Here is a 19,632-nt window from a genome sequence, read left to right on the forward strand (position 1 = left end):
TCAGCTCGTAGGTCAGCTCGTCGTGCCCGGCTCGAGCCGGGAGCCCTCGCCGAGCACGGTCCCCGCCGGGATGTGGGAGCCGCGGCCGACGAGCACGATCGCGTCCGGGTCGTCGGGATCGGTGTCCGGCGAGCCCACCTCGGCGTTGCGCCCGATCACGCAGTCCCGGTCGACCACGGCCCAGTCCAGGCGGGCGCCCTCCTCGACGACGGTGTCCTCGCAGACCACGCTGTCGCGCACGAGCGCCCCCTTCTCGACCACGACGCCGGGGCCGAGGACGCTGCGGATGACCGTGCCGCGCACGTTCGCGCCGGGGCTGACCAGGCTGTCGGCGACGCGGGCGCCGTCGCGCACGCGGGCCGCGGGCCGCTGGTGCTGATGGCTGACGATCGGCCAGTCCGGGTGGTCCAGGACGTCGAGGTCGCCGAAGAGCACGTCGTGGTGCGCGGCGAGGTACTTGTGGGGCTGGCCCAGGTCCTTCCAGTAGCCGGCCATCGGGTGCGCCACGACCCGGCCGCGGTCGACCAGCCGGGGCACCAGGTGCTCGCCGTAGTCACCGAGGCCGGTGTCGCCCTCCTCGGCGTCGGCGCCCAGCTCGCGGTGCAGCTCCTCGAGCACCTCGACGAGCACCTCGACGTCGTACACGAAGATCTCGGCGGCCACCGTCTCGGTCGTCGGCTCGTCGGGCTTGTAGGCGAACGCCGTCACCCGGCCGTCGTCGCCGGCCTCGACCGTCGCGTGGTCGGAGGCCTCGGCGATCGGGACCGTCGAGGTGACGACCGTGCACTCCGCCCCGACCTGCCGGTGGGTCTCGACGGCGTCCATCACGTCGAAGCGGTAGACGTGGTCGGCACTGCACACGACGAGCAGCTCGGCGCCGGTCCCCCGGACCTGGTCGCGGATGCGGTAGAGCTCGTCGGCGTTGCCCTTGGCGAAGCCCTCCTGGTCGGTGCCGCCGGTGCCCTCCTCGGGCATGAGCAGGCGGAGGCCGCCGCGGTTGCGGTCGAGGTCCCAGGGGCGGCCGTTCGCGACCTGCTCGCCCAGCGCGGCGCCGTGGTACTGCACCGAGAGCCACACGTCCGACAGCCCGCTGTTGGCGAGGTTGGAGAGCGGGAAGTCGATGAGCCGGAAGACGCCGGCGAACGGCAGCGTCGGCTTCGCCCGCTCGCGGGTGAGCACGTCCATGCGGCCGCCGGCGCCGCCGGCCTGCACGAGAGCGAGGATGCGGGGTGCGGGCATGGGCCCACCGTGCCCCGATGCCGGTCATGGCACACGTGGCAGCGGTACGATCGCGCGGACCCCGACGGAGAGAGGAGCTCACGTGCGCCGGCTGGCCGTGCTCGTCGCCCTGGCTGCGCTCTCCCTCCCCCTCCTCTCCGCGTGCGGCGACGACACCGCCGAGCCCGTCGACGAGCTGCCGCCGGCACTCGGCGCGTGCCGGATGCTGACGCCCGAGGACGTGGCCGAGCCCGCCAACACCACCGAGGCGGTCGACTGCGAGGAGCCGCACACCGCCGAGACGTACGCCGTCGGCGAGCTGCCGGGGTCCTTCGACGACGCCGACTACGACGACGAGGAGCTCGGCGCCTGGGCCTACCGCACCTGCGCCAAGGCGTTCATGGACTTCCTCGGCGCCGACGAGAGCCTCGTGATGCGCACAATCATGAGCTGGGCCTGGTTCCGGCCCACCGAGGACGCCTGGGAGGACGGCGCCCGGTGGTACCGCTGCGACGTGGTCGGCGGCGGCGAGCAGACCACGGAGTACGTCGAGCTCCCGACCACCGCGAAGGGCCTGCTGCTCGGGCGGCCCAAGGACCGCTGGATGGTCTGCGCCGACGGCCCCTCGGTCTCGGGGTCGGTCAAGCTGCCCTGCACCGAGCCGCACCAGTGGCGCGCGGTCACGACGATCTCGCTGGAAAAGTTCGGCGACACCTATCCCGGCGACCGCGTCGTCAAGGTGACCACGCGCGACTTCTGCTCCTCCTCGGTCGGCTACTGGCTGAACTCCCCCGTCGACTACGAGTTCGGCTACACGTGGTTCCACGAGGCCGAGTGGGAGGTCGGCAACCGGCGCTCGGTCTGCTGGGCGAAGACGGACCAGTGAGGCTCCTGGCTCTGGCCCTGGTGCTGCCGCTGCTCGCGGCCTGCACCGGCGACGGCGCGGGCGGCGCGGGCGACGGGCCGGCCGCGGCGCCGTCGTCCTCCACGCCCGCCTCCCCCGCCCCGCCGACGGCGTCGGTGCCGCCGGCTCCGCTCGACCGCGGCTGCTACGCGCTGTCCTACGACGAGGCCGTCGCGCCGACCGCGACCGCCGAGCGGATCTCGTGCGCGAAGCCGCACACCGCGATGACGTTCGCGGTCGGCACGCTCGACGCCCTCGTCGCCGGCCACCTGCTCGCCGTCGACTCCGACCGGGTGCAGGCGCAGGTCGCGAAGGAGTGTCCGGCGCGGTTCGGGTCGTTCGTCGGGGGGTCGGCGGAGGACCAGCGGCTCTCGATGCTGCGGCCGGTGTGGTTCACGCCCTCGGTGGAGGTGTCCGACGCCGGCGCCTCGTGGTTCCGCTGCGACGTGGTCGCCTTGGCGACCGAGGAGGAGCTGGCGCCGCTGACCGGCCGGCTGGCCGGCGTACTGGACAGCGAGACGGGGCGCGACCGCTACGGCATGTGCGGCACCGCCGAGCCCGGGACGCCCGACTTCTCGCGGGTCGTGTGCTCGCGCCAGCACGCGTGGCGGGCGGTCGCCGTCGTGCCGTTCGAGGCCGGTCCCTACCCGGGGGTCGACGAGGTGCGGGAGGCCGGCGAGACGCCGTGCCAGGACGCCGGCGCGGCGGCCGCCGGCGGCGCGCTGGACTACGAGTGGGGCTACGAATGGCCGTCGCGGCAGCAGTGGGCGGCGGGCCAGACCTTCGGCCGCTGCTGGGCGCCGGACTAGCGTCGACGCCATGGCCCAGCGCTGGATCGCGACCTCGCCCTCCGACCTCTCGTTCGAGACGTACGACGTGCCGCCTCCCGCTCCGGACGAGGTGACGATCCGGGTGCACGCCGCCGGCGCGAACCCCGCCGACCACAAGCACCTCGCGCGCGCCACCTCGTTCCCCGTGCCGATCGGCTACGAGGTGGCTGGGTCGGTCGCGGCCGTCGGCGCCTCAGCGCCCTTCGCCGTCGGGGACGAGGTGCTCGCCTTCCGGGTCTCCGGTGGCTGGGCGACCTCGCTCAACGTCCCCGCCGCCGACGTCTTCGCCAAGCCCGCCGCGCTGTCCTTCCCCGAGGCCGCCAACCTGCTGCTCGCCGGCACCACCGCCTCGGAGATGCTGCACGTCGTCGGCGCCTCCGCCGGCGAGACCGTCCTCGTCCACGGCGCCTCCGGCGCCGTCGGGGTCGCGGTCCTCCAGCTCGCCCGCTCGCTCGGCGTACGCGTCCTCGGCACGTGCAGCCCGTCCTCGTTCTCGCGGGTCTCGGCATTCGGCGGGACTCCCGTCGCCTACGGCGACGGCCTCGTCTCCCGGCTCCCCACCTCCGTCGACGCCGCCCTCGACTGCGTGGGCACCGAGGAAGCGGTCTCGATCTCACGGGCCCTCGCCCCGGCCGACCGGATCGTGACCATCGCTGCGCCCGAGTCCTCGGGCCTCCCTCGCATCGCCGGCGCGATGCCCGCCTCGAAGGCCTACCGCGACTCGGTGCGCGCGTCCCTGGTCGCGCTCGCGGCGGCCGGTGAGCTCACGGTCCCGATCGCGCGGACGTACCCGCTGGCCGAGGCACCGGCCGCGGTCGAGCTGCTCACGACCGGCCATCCCGGCGGGAAGCTGGCGCTGCTGCCGTAGCAGCGGTCCACAGCCACGCTTCGCCGCTGAGCCGGCCGTCGTGCTGGCCGCCGAAGACGAAGAGGTCTCGCCCCAGGGCGGTGCTGGAGTCGTCGTACACGTCCTCCCGGCCGGCCGGGGGCGGGATGGTCACATACGACTCCGTCCCGCTGTCCCAGACGAGCAGCTGGGTGCGTGACGCCAGCTGGCCCACGCTGTTCGGGATGTCGTAGGTGGCGTCCTCGGCGTCCAGGACGCCGCCGACGTGGGCGGCGTCGACGCCGCCGCCGTCCAGCTCCGACCACGCCCACGTCGTCGGGTCGAGCAGCCAGCCCGGCTCGTCGATGAAGTGCCCGTTGAGCAGGGGGCCGTCGTCCGTCCCGAAGAGCTGATAGCCGCGGCCGGGGGCGTCCTCGAGCCGTGTCCAGTCGCCCGACGCCAGGTCGAAGCGGGCGGCCGTCGTGTCGGTGGAGCCCGAGGAGGCGGTGAGCACGAGCCGGTCCCCGACGGGCACGACGAAGCGGTCGAAGGAGCGCGGCAGCGGGTCGTCGGGCAGCTCGGTCCACGTCTTGTCCGTGGGTCGTACACCAGGTCGGGCACCTCGCCGTACTCGTCGCTGCCGGCATGCGCGAGCAGCGCATGGTCGAGGGCGACGAGGTGACGGCCCTTCGTGGGTCCGGGCACGGGTCCATGGTCGGTCCAACGGTCCGCGGCCAGGGCGTAGGACAGCAGCCGGGTGCGCGCGCCGCGCTGGGGTCCGCTCGCGCACCCGGTGAGGAGGTACGCCGACCCGCCGGAGCTCCGCGACGGCGTACTCCTGCCGGCGGACCCCGAACGGCGCTGGGCGGATCTCCGTCCACGCGTCGGTCCCGGGGTCGTACACCGCACCGTCGGCGTGCAACGGCTCCTCCGGCGTGGAGCAGTCCTCGTCGGGCGGGCAGAGGAAGTCCCACCCACCCACCACGAGCATCCGCCCGTCCACGCCGATGACCACGGCATGGTCGCGCGGGCTCAGCGGCGGGTCCGGGAGCCGCCGCCACTGCTCGGCGCCTGGGCTGCCCCTGTCCTCTTCGCCGCAGCTCGCAAGGGTCACTGTGGCCAGTGCGGCCGCGAGCAGCACGGCGATCATCCTCACGTCCGTTCCGACGCGGTCGCCGGATGTCGGGTTCCAGGCGGGCTGCGGATCCGCTGGCGTCGCGGATCTCCAGGGAGAGGTGGTCACCGTGGTCTGTGGTGACCGGAACGCGGGTGGCGGTCCGCCGTCGGGCTTCCGGCTCGCTGGGGTCGACCGTGGTGGCCCGGGCCGTAGCACGACATGCGGTGGCCGATCCGTACCCGGAAATCTCTTACCTGCAAATGCCCGATCCCTTGTGGACAAAGGCTTCTGAGCATCATCAGTGTCGGTGGTGCCTGCTTGAGTGGACCTATGGCAGCCACCACCCGCACCCGCGCCGACCGCGCCGAGGAGGTGCTGGTGGCTGCCCGGGATAACCAGCGCGCGATCGCCGACCTGGAGATCGAGCGGCTGCTGCTCGCGGTCGAGTGGGCCGCGATGTTCGAGGGCGAGGAGCCCGACCCCGACGACTGGGCCACCCATCCGGTGGAGATCGCCGGCGACGGCGCCCCCTGGGTCGATGAGTCCGCGGTCGCGGAGTTCGCCCTGGCGTTGGGGATGAAGCACGAGACCGGGATCCGGTACGTCGGCGACGCCATCGAGCTGCGCTACCGGCTGCCGCGGATCTGGAGACGGGTGATGGCCGGGGAGGTGGCGGTGTTCAAGGCCCGCAAGATCGCCCAGGACACCCGCACCCTCTCCATGGACGCCGCTGCCGCCGTGGACCGGCACCTGGCCCTGATCGCGAGGCGGCGCTCGTGGGCCGAGATCGAACGCCAGATCACGCGTGCCCGGGCCGAGTACGACCCCGAGGAGGCCGAACGGCGTCGGATCGCCGCCGCGGAGAAACGATGCATCGAGGTCCACTACCGCGGCATCAGCCCCGACGGCGCCGTCCCCATCACCGGCTACGCCTCCCTCGCCGACGCCCTCGCCTTCGACCAGTTCCTCACCGCCACCGCCGCCACCCTCGACCCCGCGCTCCCCCTCGACGTGCGGCGCTCCGACAGCACGCCGCCACCAGCGTTCCGGTGCCCACAGACTGCGGTGACCACCTATCCCTGGAAATCTGCGACGCCGGCGGACCCCCGGCCGTCGTCACGGACCGGTCAGGTGCGCGGGGCGATCGCGATCTCGGTGTCGACGGGCCAGTCTCAGCACAGGCCGGCCGCAGAAGTGCAGCCTGAGTCCCTCGGCGCTTCGGCGCAGAGTCGGACCTGCTGCGACAGCCGCCTTGGCGGCTCCCCGTTTCGGGCCTGGCGTCGCGGGGCACCCCTCGGGTGATGGTTTGCCGGTCAAGCCTGCGTCCAGCGCGCAGCGATGGTTGACCTCGTCCGGGTCGTGGTCGTCGACGACGTGGTCGAGGTCCGGCGGTTGCTGCGATCCGCACTGCGGTTCGCGGCCAGTGGTCGGTTCGCTGTGGTCGGGGATGCTGCGACGGCGGCGGAGGCGATCGCGGTCTGCGAGCGGTTGGAGCCCCAGATCGTGGTCCTCGACCTGAGCCTTCCGGACCTGGCGGGGCGTCAGTTGGTGGCCCGCATCCGCGAGGTCGTGCCCTACGCCAAGATCCTGGTGTTCACCGGCGCGGATCCGGACGACGAGGAGTGGTTCGCGCGTCGTACGGCGGGTTATGTGTCCAAGGACCAGTTGGCCACGCTGGTGGACACACTGGTGGCGATATCGGAACCCGCGGCGGGCGCATCCTCGTCGCTGTCCCTGCCTCGCGATCCCGCCAGCCTGGCGATCGCGCGCGAGCACGTGCGCGTTCAACTGCATGGGTGGGCGCTGCCCAAGCTCGTAGATCCGGCGGTGATGGTCGTCAGTGAGCTGGCGGGCAACGCCGTCGAGCACGCTCGGTCGGGCTTCGATCTCCGCCTCGAAGTGCGCGACGCGCACGCGTTGCGGGTCGAGGTCGTGGACCGGGGCCCGGGCAGCCCCGAGTTGAGGGCTCCGGATGAGGCCGCTGAACGTGGCCGTGGCCTGTTGCTGGTGTCCCAACTGGCTGCTTCCTGGGGTGTGGTGCCGGTCGAGGGCGACGGGAAGATGGTGTGGGCCGAGCTGGCCTTCGAATGACCATCGGCACCAGTAGGTCAGCGCGGCGTGGGTGAGGTCTCGGACGGAGCCTGGGCTCGGAACGCACGGCTCATCGGCACGGAGAGCCCGTCGTAGCCGGCCAGCCGCACGGCCCGCTGACAGCACGGGGACGCCGCCACCACCGCGAAGACGCCGCCGATGTCGGTCACGTGCCGCCTCTCGGCGTGCAGGACGGCCACGCTGCACGCGTCAACGAAGGTCACCTCCGCGAGGGAGACCTCGACGCCGGAACAGCCATCCCGACGCAGCGCCTCCAGGACCTCACGGAGTCGATCACGCGTGGAGAGGTCGAGGTCTCCGACGACGCGGACACGGCCGACGGTGGGTCACAGGTGAGCAGGATCTCGGTCCGCACGGCAGACCTTCCTCAAGGAGGAATGGCGCCCTGGGCTGAAGCACCTGGTGCCAGCCACGGTACACGCTCGAGGAGAACAGACAGACGTCCACGGCGCAGCCCGCGGTGATCAGCCTCCCCGGCCGGCGAGCTCCGCCGCCATCAGCTCCATCAGCTTGGTGAGGCCCTGGAACGGCCGCACCATCACCGTGAAGTCGACGAGCCGGCCGGACGCGTTCCAGGTGAGCATGTCGACGCCGTGGACGGTCAGGCCGTCGAGGGACGCGGTGAACTCGAGCACGGCGGAGTCGTCGGCGTACCACTCGCGGACGTAGGTGAGGGTGGGGCCGAGGACGGCCATGGCGGCGGTGAGGTACGCCGTCGTGACCGCCTTGCCCTCCTGCGGGGTGTGCACAGCCGGCGAGCGGAACACGCAGTCGTCGGCGATCAGACCGTCGAGGAGCGCTGGGTCCCCGGTCACGGCGATCGCGTGCCAGGCAGCGACGGGCGCGGGCGCGATCATCAGAAGCCCAGCTTGCGCAGCTGCTTGGGGTCGCGCTGCCAGTCCTTGGCGACCTTGACGTGGAGGTCGAGGTAGACGGGTGTGCCCAGCAGGGCCTCGATCTGCTTGCGGGCGGTCGTCCCGATCGTGCGGAGCCGCGAGCCCTTGGGGCCGATGATGATGCCCTTCTGCGAGTCGCGCTCGACGTAGACGTTGGCGTGGATGTCGAGCAGGGGCTTGTCCTCGGGCCGGTCCTCGCGCAGGTTCATCTCCTCGACCACCACCGCGACCGAGTGCGGCAGCTCGTCGCGGAGGCCGTCGAGGGCGGCCTCGCGGATGAGCTCGGCGGCCAGGATCTCCTCGGGAGCATCGGTGAGGTCGCCGTCCGGGTAGAGCTGCGGACCCTCGGGCAGCAGCCCGACCAGCAGGTCCTGGAGCAGCCCGACCTGGTCGCCGGACTTCGCCGAGACCGGCACGATCTCGGCCCAGTCGACGCCGATGTCGGTGCCGAGGGCGGCGATGTCGAGCAGGTGCCTCCCGATCTGCTCCGACGACGCGAGGTCGGTCTTGGTGGCGATCGCGACCTTCGTCGTGCGCTTGATCTTCGCCATCTCGGTGGCGATGAACCGGTCGCCCGGGCCGATCTTCTCGTTGGCCGGGAAGCACACCGCCACCACGTCGACCTCGGCGAGCGTGGTCGTCACCAGGTCGTTGAGACGCTCGCCGAGCAGCGTCCGCGGCCGGTGCAGCCCCGGGGTGTCGACGAGGATCAGCTGCGCGTCCTCGCGGTGCACGATGCCGCGCACGACGGTGCGCGTGGTCTGCGGCTTGTCGGAGGTGATCACGACCTTCTGGCCGACCAGCGCATTGGTCAGCGTCGACTTGCCCGCGTTCGGTCGACCGACGAACGACACGAAGCCGCTGCGGTGCTCGCTCATTCGGTGCCCCTCGCCTCGTCGTACTCGGCCCAGATCTGCTCGTCGCTCTTGCCCGCCGCCTTGCCGGCCCGCCAGATGGGTCCGGGATCGACGGCGCGCGGCTGGCGCTGGGCGACACCGCGCCAGTAGCCCATCACGTCGTACGCCGACGACGGCAGCTTGCGGTCGCGCATCAGGTGCTTGCGGATCGCGCGCATCTGCGCGGACTCGCCGGCCATCCAGAAGTAGCCCTCGCCGGCCGGCCAGCCGATGGTCTCCACCGTCGCGGCCAGCCCGCTCTCCCCCGGCGCGGGGGGCGCCAGCCAGGTCACGTCCGCCGAGGCCGGGAGGTACGCCGCCAGGTCGTCGGGCACCTCGGCCCAGATCCGCGTCGGCACGGTGACGGTCTCGGCGATGCGGGCCATCGCGGGCAGCGCGGTCAGGTCGCCGACGAGCAGCAGCCAACCCGCGTCGGCGGGCATGTCGAAGGACCCCTTGGGCTCGGTGATCGTCACGGTCTGCCCGACCACGTCGAGCTGGGCCCACTCGGTGACCAGCCCGACGTCGTGCACGACCACGTCGAGCACCAGCTCGCTGCCGTCCCACGAGCGCACCGTGTAGTAGCGGCTCTGGAACTGCCCGGGCACGACCAGGCCGACCCACTCGTCCGGCACCCCGGTCGACTCGAACGCCGCCAGCCCCGGACCGCCCAGCACGAGCCGGACAAGGTGCGCCGAGAGCTGCTCGCGACGCAGCACCGTCGCGTCGTACTGCTGGGCCCTCGTGCTCACCACACGAGGTTATCGGCCGCCTCAGAAGGTGTGGCGGAGCGGGTAGCCGCTGGCTCCGGTCTCGTCGGTCCTGGTCGCGAGCACGTGGTGCAGCTGGATCTCGTTGCGCTCGAAGCCGAGCCGCGAGCCGGCCATGTAGAGGCCCCACACGCGGGCGGTGCCCTCGCCGACCTCGGCGACGCAGGCGTCCCAGTTGTCGACGAGGTTCCGGCACCAGCCGGCGAGCGTCTTGGCGTAGTGCACGCGGAAGTTCTCCTCGTGCTGCACCTCGAGCCCGGCGTCCTGCACGTCGCGGATGATCGTGCCGGAGCCGATCAGCTCGCCGTCGGGGAAGACGTACCGGTCGATGAACGCCCCGGTGTTCTGCGGCCGGTTGTGCTGGCGGGTGATGCAGTGGTTGAGCAGCCGGCCCTGCGGGCGCAGGTGGTCGCGGATCCACGAGAAGTACGCCGGGTAGTTCTTCACGCCGATGTGCTCGGTGAGGCCGATCGAGGAGATCGCGTCGAAGCCGGTCTCCTCGACGTGGCGGTAGTCCATGAACCGGACCTCGGCGAGGTGGTCGAGCCCCTCCTCCTTGATCCGCTGCTGGGCCCACGCGGCCTGCTCGCGCGAGAGCGTGACGCCCAGCGCCTTGACGCCGTAGTGGCGCGCCGCGTGCCGGACCATGCCGCCCCAGCCGCAGCCCAGGTCGAGCAGGCGCTGGCCCTCCTGGAGGCCGAGCTTGCGGGCGACGAGGTCGTACTTGGTGTACTGCGCCTCCTCCAGCGTCGCGTCCTCGGTCGGGAAGACCGCGCAGGTGTAGGTCATCGAGGGCCCGAGGACGTACTCGTAGAAGGTGTTCGAGACGTCGTAGTGGTGGTGGATCGACTCGGCGTCGCGGCCCTCGGAGTGCCGCAGTCCCTCAACCAGGCGGCGCCAGCGCGGGATCGTCTCCTGCGGGGGCGGCGGCGGGGGCTTGAGGTGGGAGAAGCCGAGGCTCCGCACGATGGCGAGCGCCTCCGCCGGCGCCGGCCGGCGGAACTTCGTGTGGTTCATCATCAGGCTGAACGCCTCGTACGGGTCGCCCGGATGGACGCCGACGAGGTCCATGTCGCCCGCGACGTACGCACGCGCCAGGCCGAGGTCGCCGGGCGCGGTCATGATGTAGGACAGCCCGCGCTCGTTGCGCAGGTGCAGTCCGAACTCCGCGTCCTCGGGCCCGGCCGAGCTGCCGTCGTACGCCGTGAAGCGCAGGGGCATCCCGTCGCGCAACAGCGTCTCGACAGCCTGGCCGATCGTGTAGCTCCTGCTCACTGTCTCTTCACCGCCTTGTCGTAGAGGCTGGTCAGCCGGTCGTCGGGGTCGTAGCGCCCCTTCACGGCGGCGAGGTTGTCGCCGTCGTAGAGATCGTCGAAGGTGGCGCGGTCGTAGAAGGCCTCGCTGTAGAGCGACTTGTGGCCGCCCAGCTCGTGCACCTTCTGCTCGATCGCGCGGTTGAGCGGCCCCTCGAGGGCGTCCGGCCCCCGGTGGACCGTGCCCCAGAAGCCCACGTTCACGTAGAGACGGTCGGGCTCGAGGGGGTACGTCGGCCAGTCGCGCAGCGCCTGGCACGGGCAGAGCCACACCGGGCGCATGCCCACCACGTCGTCGAACCACTCGAGGAACTCCGGCAGCTGCTCGACCGGCACCTCGATGTCCTGGATGACCCGCTCGCGCAGCGGGCGCCCCTTCCGGCGGTCGATCCGGTCGACGATGCCGTAGCGGCGGTCAAGGGCGACGAGCCTGTGGTAGACGTCCGAGCGCCGCCACCGCTTGGGCCACAGCCGCCGGATCCGGGGGTTCTGCACGCCGAACGCCCCCGAGCACCAGAACCAGTCGGTGTCCCAGCGCCACAGGTAGTCGTACGTCGTCAGCAGGTCGGTCTCTCGCTGCTGGATCGACCGGTAGTAGATGTCCTGGCCGGTGTAGTCGCTCGTCACGCCGCCCTCGTCGGTCCAGCGGGCCAGCGTCAGGTAGTACTCCCCCGGCCCGAACGCGACCCCGTCGAGCGCGTCGACCGCGACCCCGTCGTACGCCCTCGCCTCGGAGATCTCCTGGATCGACTTGGCCAGCAGCCCGGGGTCGTCGAAGCGCAGGTGGCGAAGGGCGACCCGGCCCGGCACCTCGATCAGCGAGATCGTCAGGCGGGTGGCGTAGCCGAGCGACCCGTAGGAGTTGGGGAACGTGTCGAACAGGTCGTCGCCGGGACGGCAGGTGACGACCTCGCCGGCGCCGGTGAACACGTCCATCTCGAGCACGGACTCGTGCGGGAAGCCGAGCCGGAAGCTGGTCGACTCGATGCCGAGCCCGGTGACGGCGCCGCCGAGCGTGATCGTGCGCAGCTGCGGCACGACGTGCGGGATGAGGCCGAAGGGCAGCGTCGCGTCGACGAGGTCCTCGTAGGTGCACATCCCCTGCACGTCGGCGGTCCGGGCGTCCCGGTCGACCGCGATCACGCCGTTCAGGCCGGAGACGTCCAGGCCCGGGGCCGAGGTCGCCGCCCGGGGGCGGAACAGGTTCGAGGTCTTCTTCGCCAGGCGTACGGGTGCGCCGGCCGGGACCGCGGAGTACGACGCCCGCAGCCGCTCGACGGCATCCTCGTGTGCCTCCCAGCCACGCAGACTCACGGGCAGCAACCTACTCTGCCCGGAGGATCAGGTGGACAGAGTCTCGGTGATTGCACCCTTGACGTCCCCGCGGTGCACGACGACGCCGGCGCCGCCGAGGTCGCGGAGCGCGTCGAGGTCGCCGGGCGCGACGGCGTCGGCGCCGGTCAGGACGACCGCCGCCTCGAGCCCCCGCGAGCCGGAGGCGACGGCCATCGCCACGCACACGCCGGCAGCGGAGACGCGGAGCGACGGCAGGTCGACGGTGGCGGCGGCGTAGGTGCGGCCATCGGAGTCGCGGACGGCGGCGCCCCCGGCCGCGCCGGTGCGGGCGCGGGTGGCGCGGGCGAGCGTCACCAGCTTCTTGTCCTCGGCCGACAGCTCGGCGGAGAGGTCACTCATCGTCGTCCTCGGTCTCGTCGTCGGGCACGGGCACGCGGGCGATCCGCACGGTCCCGATCTTGTTGCGGCGGCCCTGCGCGGCCTCGGCCTCGAAGCGCAGCCCGTGCGCCTCCACGACCGACCCGGCGATCGGGACCAGGCCGAGGTGCTTGGCCATCAGGCCGCCGACGCTGTCGACGTCCTCCTCCTCGATGTCCTCGCCGAAGAGCTCGTCGAGGTCGTCGATCGGGTAGCGCGACGACACCCGCACCGCGCCGTCCTCGAGCTGCTCGACCTCGACGGTCTCCTCGTCGTACTCGTCGGTGATCTCGCCGACGATCTCCTCGAGCACGTCCTCGATCGTGACCAGGCCGGCGGTGCCGCCGTACTCGTCCACCACGACGGCGATGTGCTGGCGCTTGGCCTGCATCTCCGCGAGCAGCGCGTCGACGGGCTTGGACTCCGGCACGAAGTACGCCGGGCGGCAGATCTCCTCGATCCGCTGGGTGAACTCGACGTCGGGTGCCTCGAAGTCGCGGCGCACGATGTCCTTGAGGTAGGCGATCCCGACGACGTGGTCGAGGTTCTCGCCGATCACCGGCACGCGGGAGTAGCCGCTGCGCAGGAACAGCGAGAGCGCCTGGCGCAGGTTCTTGTAGTGCTCGATGTAGACGACCTCGGTGCGCGGCACCATCACCTCGCGGGTGGTGGTGTCGCCGAGCTCGAGGACGTCGTGGATCATCTTGCGCTCCCCGGACTCGATCACCGACGACGCCTCGGCGAAGTCCACGAGCTCGCGCAGCTCGGTCTCGGTGTTGAACGGGCCCTCGCGGAAGCCCCTGCCGGGGGTCAGCGCGTTGCCGACGAGGATCAGCAGCTTCGGCAGCGGGCCCAGGACCGCGGTGATCATCGCGAGCGGGGCGGCGGAGATCAGGGCGACCTTCTCGGCGTGCTGGCGGCCGAGGGTCCGCGGGGCGACGCCGATCGCGACGAACGAGACGACCAGCATCACGCCGATCACAGTGAGCACCGTCGGCCACCAGGACTCCGCGTACGCCTGGTAGACCTCGAGCGCGACGAGCACGATCGCGGCGATCTCACAGAGCAGCCGCAGGAACAGCGCGGTGTTGAGGTAGCGCGGCACGTCGTCGAGCAGCGCCAGCAGGCGACCGGCCCCGGCCCGGCCCTCGTCCTCGAGCTCCTCCGCGCGGGCGCGGGAGAACGTCGCGAGGGCGGCGTCGGCGGCGGAGAAGAGGCCGGCGAGGAGGACGAGGACGGCTGCCGCGGCCAGCAGCCAGACGCTCACTGCGGCTGTCCCGGGGACCGCCAGGCGGCGAGCAGCTCGTCCTGGAGACCGAACATCACCCGGTGCTCCTCGGGCTCGGCGTGGTCGTAGCCGAGCAGGTGCAGGATGCCGTGGACGGTGAGCAGCTCGATCTCGGCGTCGGCTCCGTGCCCGGCGGTCTCGCCCTGCCGGGCGGCCACGTCGGGGCAGAGCACGAGGTCGCCGAGCACGCCCTCCTCGGGCTCCTCGTTGACCAGGCCCGGGCGGAGCTCGTCCATCGGGAAGGCCAGCACGTCGGTCGGTCCCTCCTTCTCCATCCAGTGCTCGTTGAGCTCGGCGATGGTCGCCTCGTCGACGGCCTTGATGCACAGCTCGGCCATCGGGTGCACGCGCATCCGGTCCATGACGAAGCGGCTCAGCTGCGCGAGCCGCTTCTCGTCGAGCTGGCGGCCGGACTCGTTGAGGATCTCGATGCTCACTTCTGCGGTGCCGCCTTCAGGCCGCCGCGGGCGTCGAAGTCGTCGTACGCCGCCACGATCTTGCCGACCAGGCGGTGCCGGACGACGTCGTGGCTGGTGAGGCGGTTGAACGACAGGTCCTCGACGCCGTCGAGGATGTCCTCGACGACCCGGAGCCCGGACTTGGTGCCGCCGGGCAGGTCGACCTGGGTCACGTCGCCGGTGACGACGATCTTCGAGCCGAAGCCCAGGCGGGTCAGGAACATCTTCATCTGCTCGGGCGTGGTGTTCTGCGCCTCGTCGAGGATGATGAAGGAGTCGTTGAGCGTCCGGCCGCGCATGTAGGCCAGCGGGGCGACCTCGATGGTGCCCGCGGCCAGCAGCTTCGGGATCGTCTCGGGGTCGATCATGTCGTGCAGCGCGTCGTAGAGCGGGCGCAGGTAGGGGTCGATCTTCTCGCTGAGCGTGCCGGGCAGGAAGCCGAGCCGCTCCCCCGCCTCGACCGCCGGCCGGGTCAGGATGATCCGGTTGACGTTCTTGGACTGGAGGGCCTGCACGGCCTTGGCCATCGCGAGGTAGGTCTTGCCCGTGCCGGCCGGCCCGATGCCGAAGGTGATCGTGTGCTTGTCGATCGAGTCGACGTACCGCTTCTGGTTGAGCGTCTTCGGGCGGATCGACCGGCCACGGTTGCTCAGGATGTTGAGGCTGAGCACGTCGGCGGGGCGCTCGGTCGTCTCGGCCCGAAGCATGGTGTGGACCCGCTCGACGGTCTCGGACGTGATGCCCTGACCGGTGCGGATGATCGCGACCAGCTCGTCCAGGAGACGCTCGGCCAGCGCGACCTCGCCGGGCTCGCCGCGCAGGCTGATCCGGTTGCCGCGCACGTGGATCTCGGCGTTGAAGGCGCCCTCGATGATCCCGAGGTACTCGTCGCCCGGGCCGAGCAGGCTGACCATGTTGATGCTGTTCGGGACGACCACGGTGTGGCGCGTGGCGTTCGCGGGGGTCCCTTGGTGGTTGCTGTCAGTCATGGAGGCCCGTGCGGGCGGCCTTTCGGTAGGGGTTCGGCGCCCCTCCATGTTACGGGAGCGCCACGGGCGGTCCCAGCGAGTAACGTGGCAGGCATGCAGAGGGAGCCGGGTGGGGACCCGGACCGGGATCTGGACTGGGACCACGACGACGACACGCCGCCGATGTGGTTCGCCGGCCAGCACCTCCCCGAGGACGCCCGCCGGATGGGCCTCTCCCACCACGTGCCCGACGGCGCGATCCTCGACTTCGCCGGCCGGCTCGACCCCGACAAGCCGTGGCACCGGCTCACCGCGTGGGCGATGCTGCTGGTCTTCGGGCTGCCGGTGGTGCTGGTCGCGATGCGGGTCGCCCAGCTGTTCTGAGCGCTACCGCTCGTCGTCGAAGGCGACCGTGAGCGTACCCAGGCACATCTCGTCGGTGCTGCCCTCGGCCCACAGGACGTAGCGGTCCGGCTGGCCCTCGAACGCCGGCAGCACGTCGCGCAGCCACTGCACGTGCTTGCAGGTGACCCGGACGGTGTCGCCGGGGTCGAGGTGGAGCGGCTCCTTCAGCGGCTTGGAGCCCTGGTCGTCGAAGTCCCAGACCGGGATGTCGAGGACCCGCCTCTCCTCCGGCGTACCGGGGTTGACGTCGATCCTGATCTGCCGCCCCAGCAGATGCATGTGGCCGGCGACGCCGAGGATCGTCATGCCCCGGTTCACGACCCGGTTGCAGACGGCGGTGGACGTCGGCTCGATCGGGGTGTCGCACAGCAGGTGCAGCAGGTTGTGGGTGTTCTGCCCGGCACCGAAGCGGGCGCGCACGTCGGCCTCGGCCGCCGCGCGGGTGCACAGCGGGCCGTCGTCGTGGTCGGGGCGGCAGGGCATCTCGACCGGCGCCGGGAGCTGGTAGGTGTGCAGCGGGGTCAGGTCCTCGCTGCCCCTCATCCAGCGCAGCTGGGCGCTGGAGACGTCCGGGGACGCACCCTTCAGCAGGTTGTAGTGGACCTGCATCACGATCCGGGAGCCGGCGTCGAGCCGGACGCCGTAGCCGTCGGTCGTCATCGTCTCGTCGCCACCGGGCGCCCACGCGGCGAGCCACGGGGCGTCGTCGACCTCGGCGAAGTCGCTCCTCAGCCCGGTGCCGCCGAAGCAGGTCCAGCCCTGCCCGGGCGTGTCCGCGTCGGTCTGCTCGGCCTCCGCGATCTGGTCGGGGTCGAGCCGGAACAGGATGACGTGGTGCACGACCGACAGGTTGCCGGGCAGCACGTTGCTGCCGGTCAGCCAGACGTCCTCGTCGAGGCCGGGGTCGAGCAGGAAGCAGCGGTAGTCGTCGGTGCCGGTCCCGTTCGGCGCCGCGGGCGTATAGGGCTCGGGCATGCCGAGCGTCATCCGCCTCTCGCCGTCGCGCAGCGGCCGCAGCTTGCCCTGCGGCACGTCCGCGAGCTGGTCGGCCACCACCTCGGGCGGCGCGGCCGGCGACAGCAGGTCGGTGGGGGCGCCGGTGCGCCGGTCCTGACCCTCCTGCACGCAGGCCGTGAGGACGAGGAGGAGCACCGCGACCAGTCCGGGAGCGAGCCGGCGGCTCATCCCGGTCTCCCTCATCCGGGCGGCCAGGTGAAGGAACGCCCGGCCAGCAGGTGCAGGTGGGTGTGGAAGACCGTCTGCCCGGCGTCGGCGCCGGTGTTGAACACGAGCCGGTAGTCGTCGTACCCCTCGGCGGTCGCGACCGCGGCGGCGGTGCTCACGAGCTCGGCGGAGGCAGCCGGGTCGCCGGCGGCGAGCTCGGCGGCGTTCGCGAAGTGCCGCGTCGGGACCACGAGGACGTGGAGGGGCGCTTGGGGATTCAGGTCGCGGAACGCGACGGTCCGCTCGGTCGTGTGCACGATCTCGCCGGGGATCTCCCCCGCGACGAGCTTGCAGAAGATGCAGTCCTCCACGCCCCCAGTAAACCCGATGGCCCCGCCGCGCGTGGAAGTAGCGTGACCGTGATGACCGAACGAGCTGCCTGGACGGCGGACGAGGCGCTGGAGCAGCTGTACGCCGCTCACTGGCGCCAGCTCGTCCGGCTCTCCGTGCTGCTCGTGCGCGACCAGGGCACGGCCGAGGAGGTCGTCCAGGACGCGTTCGTCGCCGTCCACGGTCGATGGTCGCGGCTGCGCGACCCGGACAAGGCGCTCGCCTACCTGCGTCAGGCGGTCGTGAACCGCTCCCGCTCGGCGCTCCGGCACCGCGCGGTCGTGGCGCGGCACGCCGCGACCGTCCGACCGCTGGACGCAGCCGATCCGACCCCCGACTCCGACCGCCGCGCCGCCGTCCTGCAGGCGATGCGTGCCCTCCCCGACCGGCAGCGCGAGGTGCTCGCGCTGCGCTACTACCTCGACCTGTCCGAGGCCGACATCGCCGACACGCTCGGAATCAGCCGCGGCGCCGTGAAGAGCCACGCCTCGCGGGGCGCGGCCGCCCTCCGTGAGCTCCTCCAGGAGGACCAGTGAACACTCCCTTCCCCGACCTGGGCGATCTCCTCCACGACGCGGTCGACGAGCTCGAGCCCAACGACCGGCTCGCCGCGATCCGCGAGCAGGTGGCGTCGGCGCCCGCGCACGCCGCCCGCCCCTGGTGGTACGCCGCCGGCGGCGTCGTTCTCGCGACGGCCGCGGCCGTGACCGCGTTCGCGGTGATCGGCGACGGCGACGACGGCGCTGACCACGACCACGTGGCCACCTCGCCCGGGACGTTCCTGGTGCCGGCCTACTTCCTCGGCGACAGCCCGCGCGGCGAGCGGCTGTTCCGCGAGTTCGACGAGGCCCCCGGAGACGACGCGCTCCAGGCGGCGCTGGACCGCATCGAGCGGCCCGCCACCGACCCGGACTACCGGACGCCGTGGACCACCTCGTCGTTCGGCGACGTGATGCTCATGGACGGCGTCATCCACGTCGAGGTCGGCGACCCGGAGAACGCCGTGCTCGACGACGAGCTGGCCGTCCAGCAGGTCGTGTACACCCTCCAGGGCGCGGCCCAGGAGCGGCTGCCGGTGCGGATCGGCGACACGACGTACGAGGCGCAGCCGCAGAACGATGTGCTCAACCTGGTGAGCATCAGCGATCCGGCGGAGGGTGCCGCCTACGAGGACGGCGTCTTCACGGCTCGTGGGCGCGCCAACGTGCACGAGGGCACCGTGGGGTGGGAGGTGCGCGACGCGTCCGGGCAGACGGTGCGCGAGGGGTTCACGACCGCCCTCGGGACCGGCGACCGGCTCTACCTGTGGGAGGCGGAGGTCGACGTCTCCGGCCTCGCGTCGGGGTCCTACGAGTTCGTCGCGTCCTCCACCGACCCGTCCGGGGGCGCCGAGCAGGCGCTCCTCGACTACGACACGCGCACGATCATCGTCAGATAGCACCGACTCGCCGGAAGGATGAACCCATGCACACCCGGACCCGAATCGCCGTCCTGCTCGCGACGGCCGCGCTCGCGCTGGCCGGCTGCGGGGACGACCCCTCCGCCGACGACCAGCAGCCCGCCAGCAACAGCAACCGCCACCAGAACGGCACGGGCGGCACGGGCGGCGACGAGCCGTCCGACGACGACGCGCCGATGGCCGACCAGGTCACCGTGCCCGTGTACTTCACCGGCGAGACGCCGCAGGGCACGAAGCTCTACCGCGAGTTCCGCCGCGTCGACGCCGCGGACCCGCTCGGCGCCGCGCTGACCCTGGCCGCGTCCGGCGACGCGCTCGACCCGGACTACGGCACGGCCCTGCCCGCCGGCACGTTCACCACGTCGGGCAGCGCCGAGATCCCGCTGCCCGACGACTCGTGGACCGGCATCCCGGGCGGCATGTCCGAGAGCGCCTCGATCCAGGCGATCCAGCAGCTCGTCTACACCGCGCAGGGCGTGCTCCAGTCCCGCGACCCGATCACGTTCACCGACTCCTCGGGCGCGGCCACCCAGATCTTCAACATCGCCTCGGAGGACGGCTTCACGGCCGCCGACCCGATCAGAACGCTCGCGCTCGTCAACGTCACCGCACCCGAGCAGGGCGCCACCGTGGGCGACACGTTCACGGCCAGCGGGGTGTCGAGCTCCTTCGAGGCCACCACGCCCTGGCAGCTCCGGGACTCCTCCGGCGCCGTCGTGCTCGACGGGTTCTCGACCGCCGAGGGCTGGATGGACAAGCTCTACCCGTGGCAGACCGAGGTCGACGTCTCCTCGCTCGAGCCCGGTGAGTACACCTTCGTCGCATCGACCGACGACCCGTCCGACGGCGAGGGCGCCGGTCCCACGGAGGACTCCAAGACCATCGTCGTCGGCTGAGCGAGCGCG

22 protein-coding genes and 1 pseudogene are annotated in these 19,632 nt (G+C 72.0%); 9 read left to right on the plus strand and 14 right to left on the minus strand.

What is annotated here, in order from left to right; genetic code table 11:
- Window positions 1-12: 12 nt before the first annotated feature.
- Window positions 13-1,239, minus strand: a complete 1,227-nt coding sequence (locus ACYQ0U_RS14635; RefSeq protein WP_459974119.1) for a glucose-1-phosphate adenylyltransferase family protein — start codon at window positions 1,237-1,239, stop codon at window positions 13-15.
- A gap of 82 nt (window positions 1,240-1,321) precedes the next feature.
- Here ACYQ0U_RS14635 and ACYQ0U_RS14640 point away from each other — a divergent pair, with 82 nt between their 5' ends.
- Genes ACYQ0U_RS14640 through ACYQ0U_RS14650 form a run of 3 tightly spaced genes read left to right on the plus strand, consistent with a single transcriptional unit; the run spans window position 1,322 to window position 3,820 of the window.
- Window positions 1,322-2,104 (plus strand): septum formation family protein, encoded by a 783-nt coding sequence (locus tag ACYQ0U_RS14640; protein ID WP_459974121.1) that lies wholly within the window; start codon window positions 1,322-1,324, stop codon window positions 2,102-2,104.
- Complete coding sequence (locus ACYQ0U_RS14645) at window positions 2,101-2,931, plus strand: septum formation family protein (RefSeq protein ID WP_459974123.1); 831 nt, start codon at window positions 2,101-2,103, stop codon at window positions 2,929-2,931. Before ACYQ0U_RS14640 ends, ACYQ0U_RS14645 begins: the two co-directional genes overlap by 4 nt.
- A 10-nt stretch (window positions 2,932-2,941) precedes the next feature.
- Entirely contained in the window at window positions 2,942-3,820 is an 879-nt protein-coding gene (locus ACYQ0U_RS14650) for an NADP-dependent oxidoreductase (RefSeq protein WP_459974126.1), read from the plus strand.
- Here the strand turns inward: ACYQ0U_RS14650 and ACYQ0U_RS14655 are convergent.
- Window positions 3,777-4,934, minus strand: a complete 1,158-nt coding sequence (locus ACYQ0U_RS14655) for a Kelch repeat-containing protein (RefSeq protein ID WP_459974128.1) — start codon at window positions 4,932-4,934, stop codon at window positions 3,777-3,779. The two genes, ACYQ0U_RS14650 and ACYQ0U_RS14655, sit on opposite strands and share 44 nt — an antisense overlap.
- Window positions 4,935-5,225: 291 nt before the next feature.
- Here ACYQ0U_RS14655 and ACYQ0U_RS14660 point away from each other — a divergent pair, with 291 nt between their 5' ends.
- Both ACYQ0U_RS14660 and ACYQ0U_RS14665 read left to right on the plus strand, forming a co-directional pair.
- Window positions 5,226-6,197 carry a DUF222 domain-containing protein gene (locus tag ACYQ0U_RS14660; protein WP_459974130.1) on the plus strand — a complete coding sequence of 324 codons (972 nt, stop codon included), beginning with the start codon at window positions 5,226-5,228 and terminating at the stop codon, window positions 6,195-6,197.
- 36 nt (window positions 6,198-6,233) lie between these two features.
- The gene (locus ACYQ0U_RS14665; protein ID WP_459974132.1) at window positions 6,234-6,986 is read left to right on the plus strand and encodes a response regulator; all 753 of its coding nucleotides are present in this window, start codon (window positions 6,234-6,236) and stop codon (window positions 6,984-6,986) included.
- A gap of 17 nt (window positions 6,987-7,003) precedes the next feature.
- Here the strand turns inward: ACYQ0U_RS14665 and ACYQ0U_RS14670 are convergent.
- From ACYQ0U_RS14670 to ACYQ0U_RS14715, 10 genes and pseudogenes are all read right to left on the minus strand, one after another.
- Window positions 7,004-7,312 (minus strand): annotated as a pseudogene (locus ACYQ0U_RS14670) (STAS domain-containing protein); the annotation flags it as partial.
- A 159-nt stretch (window positions 7,313-7,471) separates the two neighbouring features.
- A complete protein-coding gene (locus ACYQ0U_RS14675; protein WP_459974134.1) occupies window positions 7,472-7,864 on the minus strand; it encodes a nuclear transport factor 2 family protein in 393 nt (130 codons plus the stop codon).
- Complete coding sequence (gene era / locus ACYQ0U_RS14680) at window positions 7,864-8,781, minus strand: GTPase Era (RefSeq protein ID WP_459974137.1); 918 nt, start codon at window positions 8,779-8,781, stop codon at window positions 7,864-7,866. The genes ACYQ0U_RS14675 and era overlap by 1 nt, the downstream gene beginning before the upstream one ends.
- Complete coding sequence (locus ACYQ0U_RS14685) at window positions 8,778-9,551, minus strand: siderophore-interacting protein (protein ID WP_459974138.1); 774 nt, start codon at window positions 9,549-9,551, stop codon at window positions 8,778-8,780. Before ACYQ0U_RS14685 ends, era begins: the two co-directional genes overlap by 4 nt.
- A 21-nt stretch (window positions 9,552-9,572) precedes the next feature.
- Window positions 9,573-10,844 carry a class I SAM-dependent methyltransferase gene (locus ACYQ0U_RS14690; RefSeq protein ID WP_459974140.1) on the minus strand — a complete coding sequence of 424 codons (1,272 nt, stop codon included), beginning with the start codon at window positions 10,842-10,844 and terminating at the stop codon, window positions 9,573-9,575.
- Entirely contained in the window at window positions 10,841-12,196 is a 1,356-nt protein-coding gene (locus ACYQ0U_RS14695) for an FAD-binding oxidoreductase (RefSeq protein WP_459974142.1), read from the minus strand. The genes ACYQ0U_RS14690 and ACYQ0U_RS14695 overlap by 4 nt, the downstream gene beginning before the upstream one ends.
- Before the next feature lie 27 nt (window positions 12,197-12,223).
- A complete protein-coding gene (locus ACYQ0U_RS14700) occupies window positions 12,224-12,577 on the minus strand; it encodes a cytidine deaminase (RefSeq protein ID WP_459974144.1) in 354 nt (117 codons plus the stop codon).
- Entirely contained in the window at window positions 12,570-13,862 is a 1,293-nt protein-coding gene (locus ACYQ0U_RS14705) for a hemolysin family protein (protein ID WP_459974148.1), read from the minus strand. The genes ACYQ0U_RS14700 and ACYQ0U_RS14705 overlap by 8 nt, the downstream gene beginning before the upstream one ends.
- Window positions 13,859-14,320 carry an rRNA maturation RNase YbeY gene (gene ybeY, locus ACYQ0U_RS14710; RefSeq protein ID WP_459974150.1) on the minus strand — a complete coding sequence of 154 codons (462 nt, stop codon included), beginning with the start codon at window positions 14,318-14,320 and terminating at the stop codon, window positions 13,859-13,861. The genes ACYQ0U_RS14705 and ybeY overlap by 4 nt, the downstream gene beginning before the upstream one ends.
- Window positions 14,317-15,330, minus strand: coding sequence for a PhoH family protein (locus ACYQ0U_RS14715; RefSeq protein ID WP_459974152.1), 1,014 nt, complete (start codon window positions 15,328-15,330; stop codon window positions 14,317-14,319). The genes ybeY and ACYQ0U_RS14715 overlap by 4 nt, the downstream gene beginning before the upstream one ends.
- Window positions 15,331-15,423: 93 nt before the next feature.
- Between ACYQ0U_RS14715 and ACYQ0U_RS14720 the strand changes: the two genes are divergently transcribed.
- Complete coding sequence (locus tag ACYQ0U_RS14720) at window positions 15,424-15,693, plus strand: hypothetical protein (RefSeq protein ID WP_459974154.1); 270 nt, start codon at window positions 15,424-15,426, stop codon at window positions 15,691-15,693.
- A gap of 3 nt (window positions 15,694-15,696) precedes the next feature.
- On the opposite strand, the gene ACYQ0U_RS14725 is transcribed toward ACYQ0U_RS14720, so the two are convergent.
- Window positions 15,697-16,899: a hypothetical protein gene (locus ACYQ0U_RS14725; protein WP_459974156.1), complete on the minus strand. Its 1,203-nt coding sequence runs from the start codon at window positions 16,897-16,899 to the stop codon at window positions 15,697-15,699.
- A gap of 11 nt (window positions 16,900-16,910) precedes the next feature.
- A complete protein-coding gene (locus tag ACYQ0U_RS14730; RefSeq protein ID WP_459974157.1) occupies window positions 16,911-17,249 on the minus strand; it encodes a histidine triad nucleotide-binding protein in 339 nt (112 codons plus the stop codon).
- 51 nt (window positions 17,250-17,300) lie between these two features.
- Between ACYQ0U_RS14730 and ACYQ0U_RS14735 the strand changes: the two genes are divergently transcribed.
- Genes ACYQ0U_RS14735 through ACYQ0U_RS14745 form a run of 3 tightly spaced genes read left to right on the plus strand, consistent with a single transcriptional unit; the run spans window position 17,301 to window position 19,623 of the window.
- Entirely contained in the window at window positions 17,301-17,804 is a 504-nt protein-coding gene (locus tag ACYQ0U_RS14735; protein ID WP_459974159.1) for a SigE family RNA polymerase sigma factor, read from the plus strand.
- Complete coding sequence (locus ACYQ0U_RS14740; protein ID WP_459974161.1) at window positions 17,801-18,706, plus strand: Gmad2 immunoglobulin-like domain-containing protein; 906 nt, start codon at window positions 17,801-17,803, stop codon at window positions 18,704-18,706. Before ACYQ0U_RS14735 ends, ACYQ0U_RS14740 begins: the two co-directional genes overlap by 4 nt.
- Before the next feature lie 26 nt (window positions 18,707-18,732).
- Window positions 18,733-19,623 (plus strand): Gmad2 immunoglobulin-like domain-containing protein, encoded by an 891-nt coding sequence (locus tag ACYQ0U_RS14745; RefSeq protein WP_459974163.1) that lies wholly within the window; start codon window positions 18,733-18,735, stop codon window positions 19,621-19,623.
- Window positions 19,624-19,632: the final 9 nt, after the last annotated feature.

The organism is Nocardioides pyridinolyticus (assembly GCF_054653575.1).

Excerpts from the sequence above, each read along its gene's own strand:
- ACYQ0U_RS14725 (WP_459974156.1), bottom strand. The coding sequence starts at position 16,899 with ATGAGCCGCCGGCTCGCTCCCGGACTGGTCGCGGTGCTCCTCCTCGTC.
- ACYQ0U_RS14660 (WP_459974130.1), top strand. The coding sequence starts at position 5,226 with ATGGCAGCCACCACCCGCACCCGCGCCGACCGCGCCGAGGAGGTGCTG.
- ACYQ0U_RS14675 (WP_459974134.1), bottom strand. The coding sequence starts at position 7,864 with ATGATCGCGCCCGCGCCCGTCGCTGCCTGGCACGCGATCGCCGTGACC.
- ACYQ0U_RS14665 (WP_459974132.1), top strand. The coding sequence starts at position 6,234 with ATGGTTGACCTCGTCCGGGTCGTGGTCGTCGACGACGTGGTCGAGGTC.
- ACYQ0U_RS14745 (WP_459974163.1), top strand. The coding sequence starts at position 18,733 with ATGCACACCCGGACCCGAATCGCCGTCCTGCTCGCGACGGCCGCGCTC.
- era (WP_459974137.1), bottom strand. The coding sequence starts at position 8,781 with ATGAGCGAGCACCGCAGCGGCTTCGTGTCGTTCGTCGGTCGACCGAAC.
- ACYQ0U_RS14720 (WP_459974154.1), top strand. The coding sequence starts at position 15,424 with ATGCAGAGGGAGCCGGGTGGGGACCCGGACCGGGATCTGGACTGGGAC.
- ACYQ0U_RS14650 (WP_459974126.1), top strand. The coding sequence starts at position 2,942 with ATGGCCCAGCGCTGGATCGCGACCTCGCCCTCCGACCTCTCGTTCGAG.
- ACYQ0U_RS14715 (WP_459974152.1), bottom strand. The coding sequence starts at position 15,330 with ATGACTGACAGCAACCACCAAGGGACCCCCGCGAACGCCACGCGCCAC.
- ACYQ0U_RS14635 (WP_459974119.1), bottom strand. The coding sequence starts at position 1,239 with ATGCCCGCACCCCGCATCCTCGCTCTCGTGCAGGCCGGCGGCGCCGGC.
- ACYQ0U_RS14700 (WP_459974144.1), bottom strand. The coding sequence starts at position 12,577 with ATGAGTGACCTCTCCGCCGAGCTGTCGGCCGAGGACAAGAAGCTGGTG.
- ACYQ0U_RS14735 (WP_459974159.1), top strand. The coding sequence starts at position 17,301 with ATGACCGAACGAGCTGCCTGGACGGCGGACGAGGCGCTGGAGCAGCTG.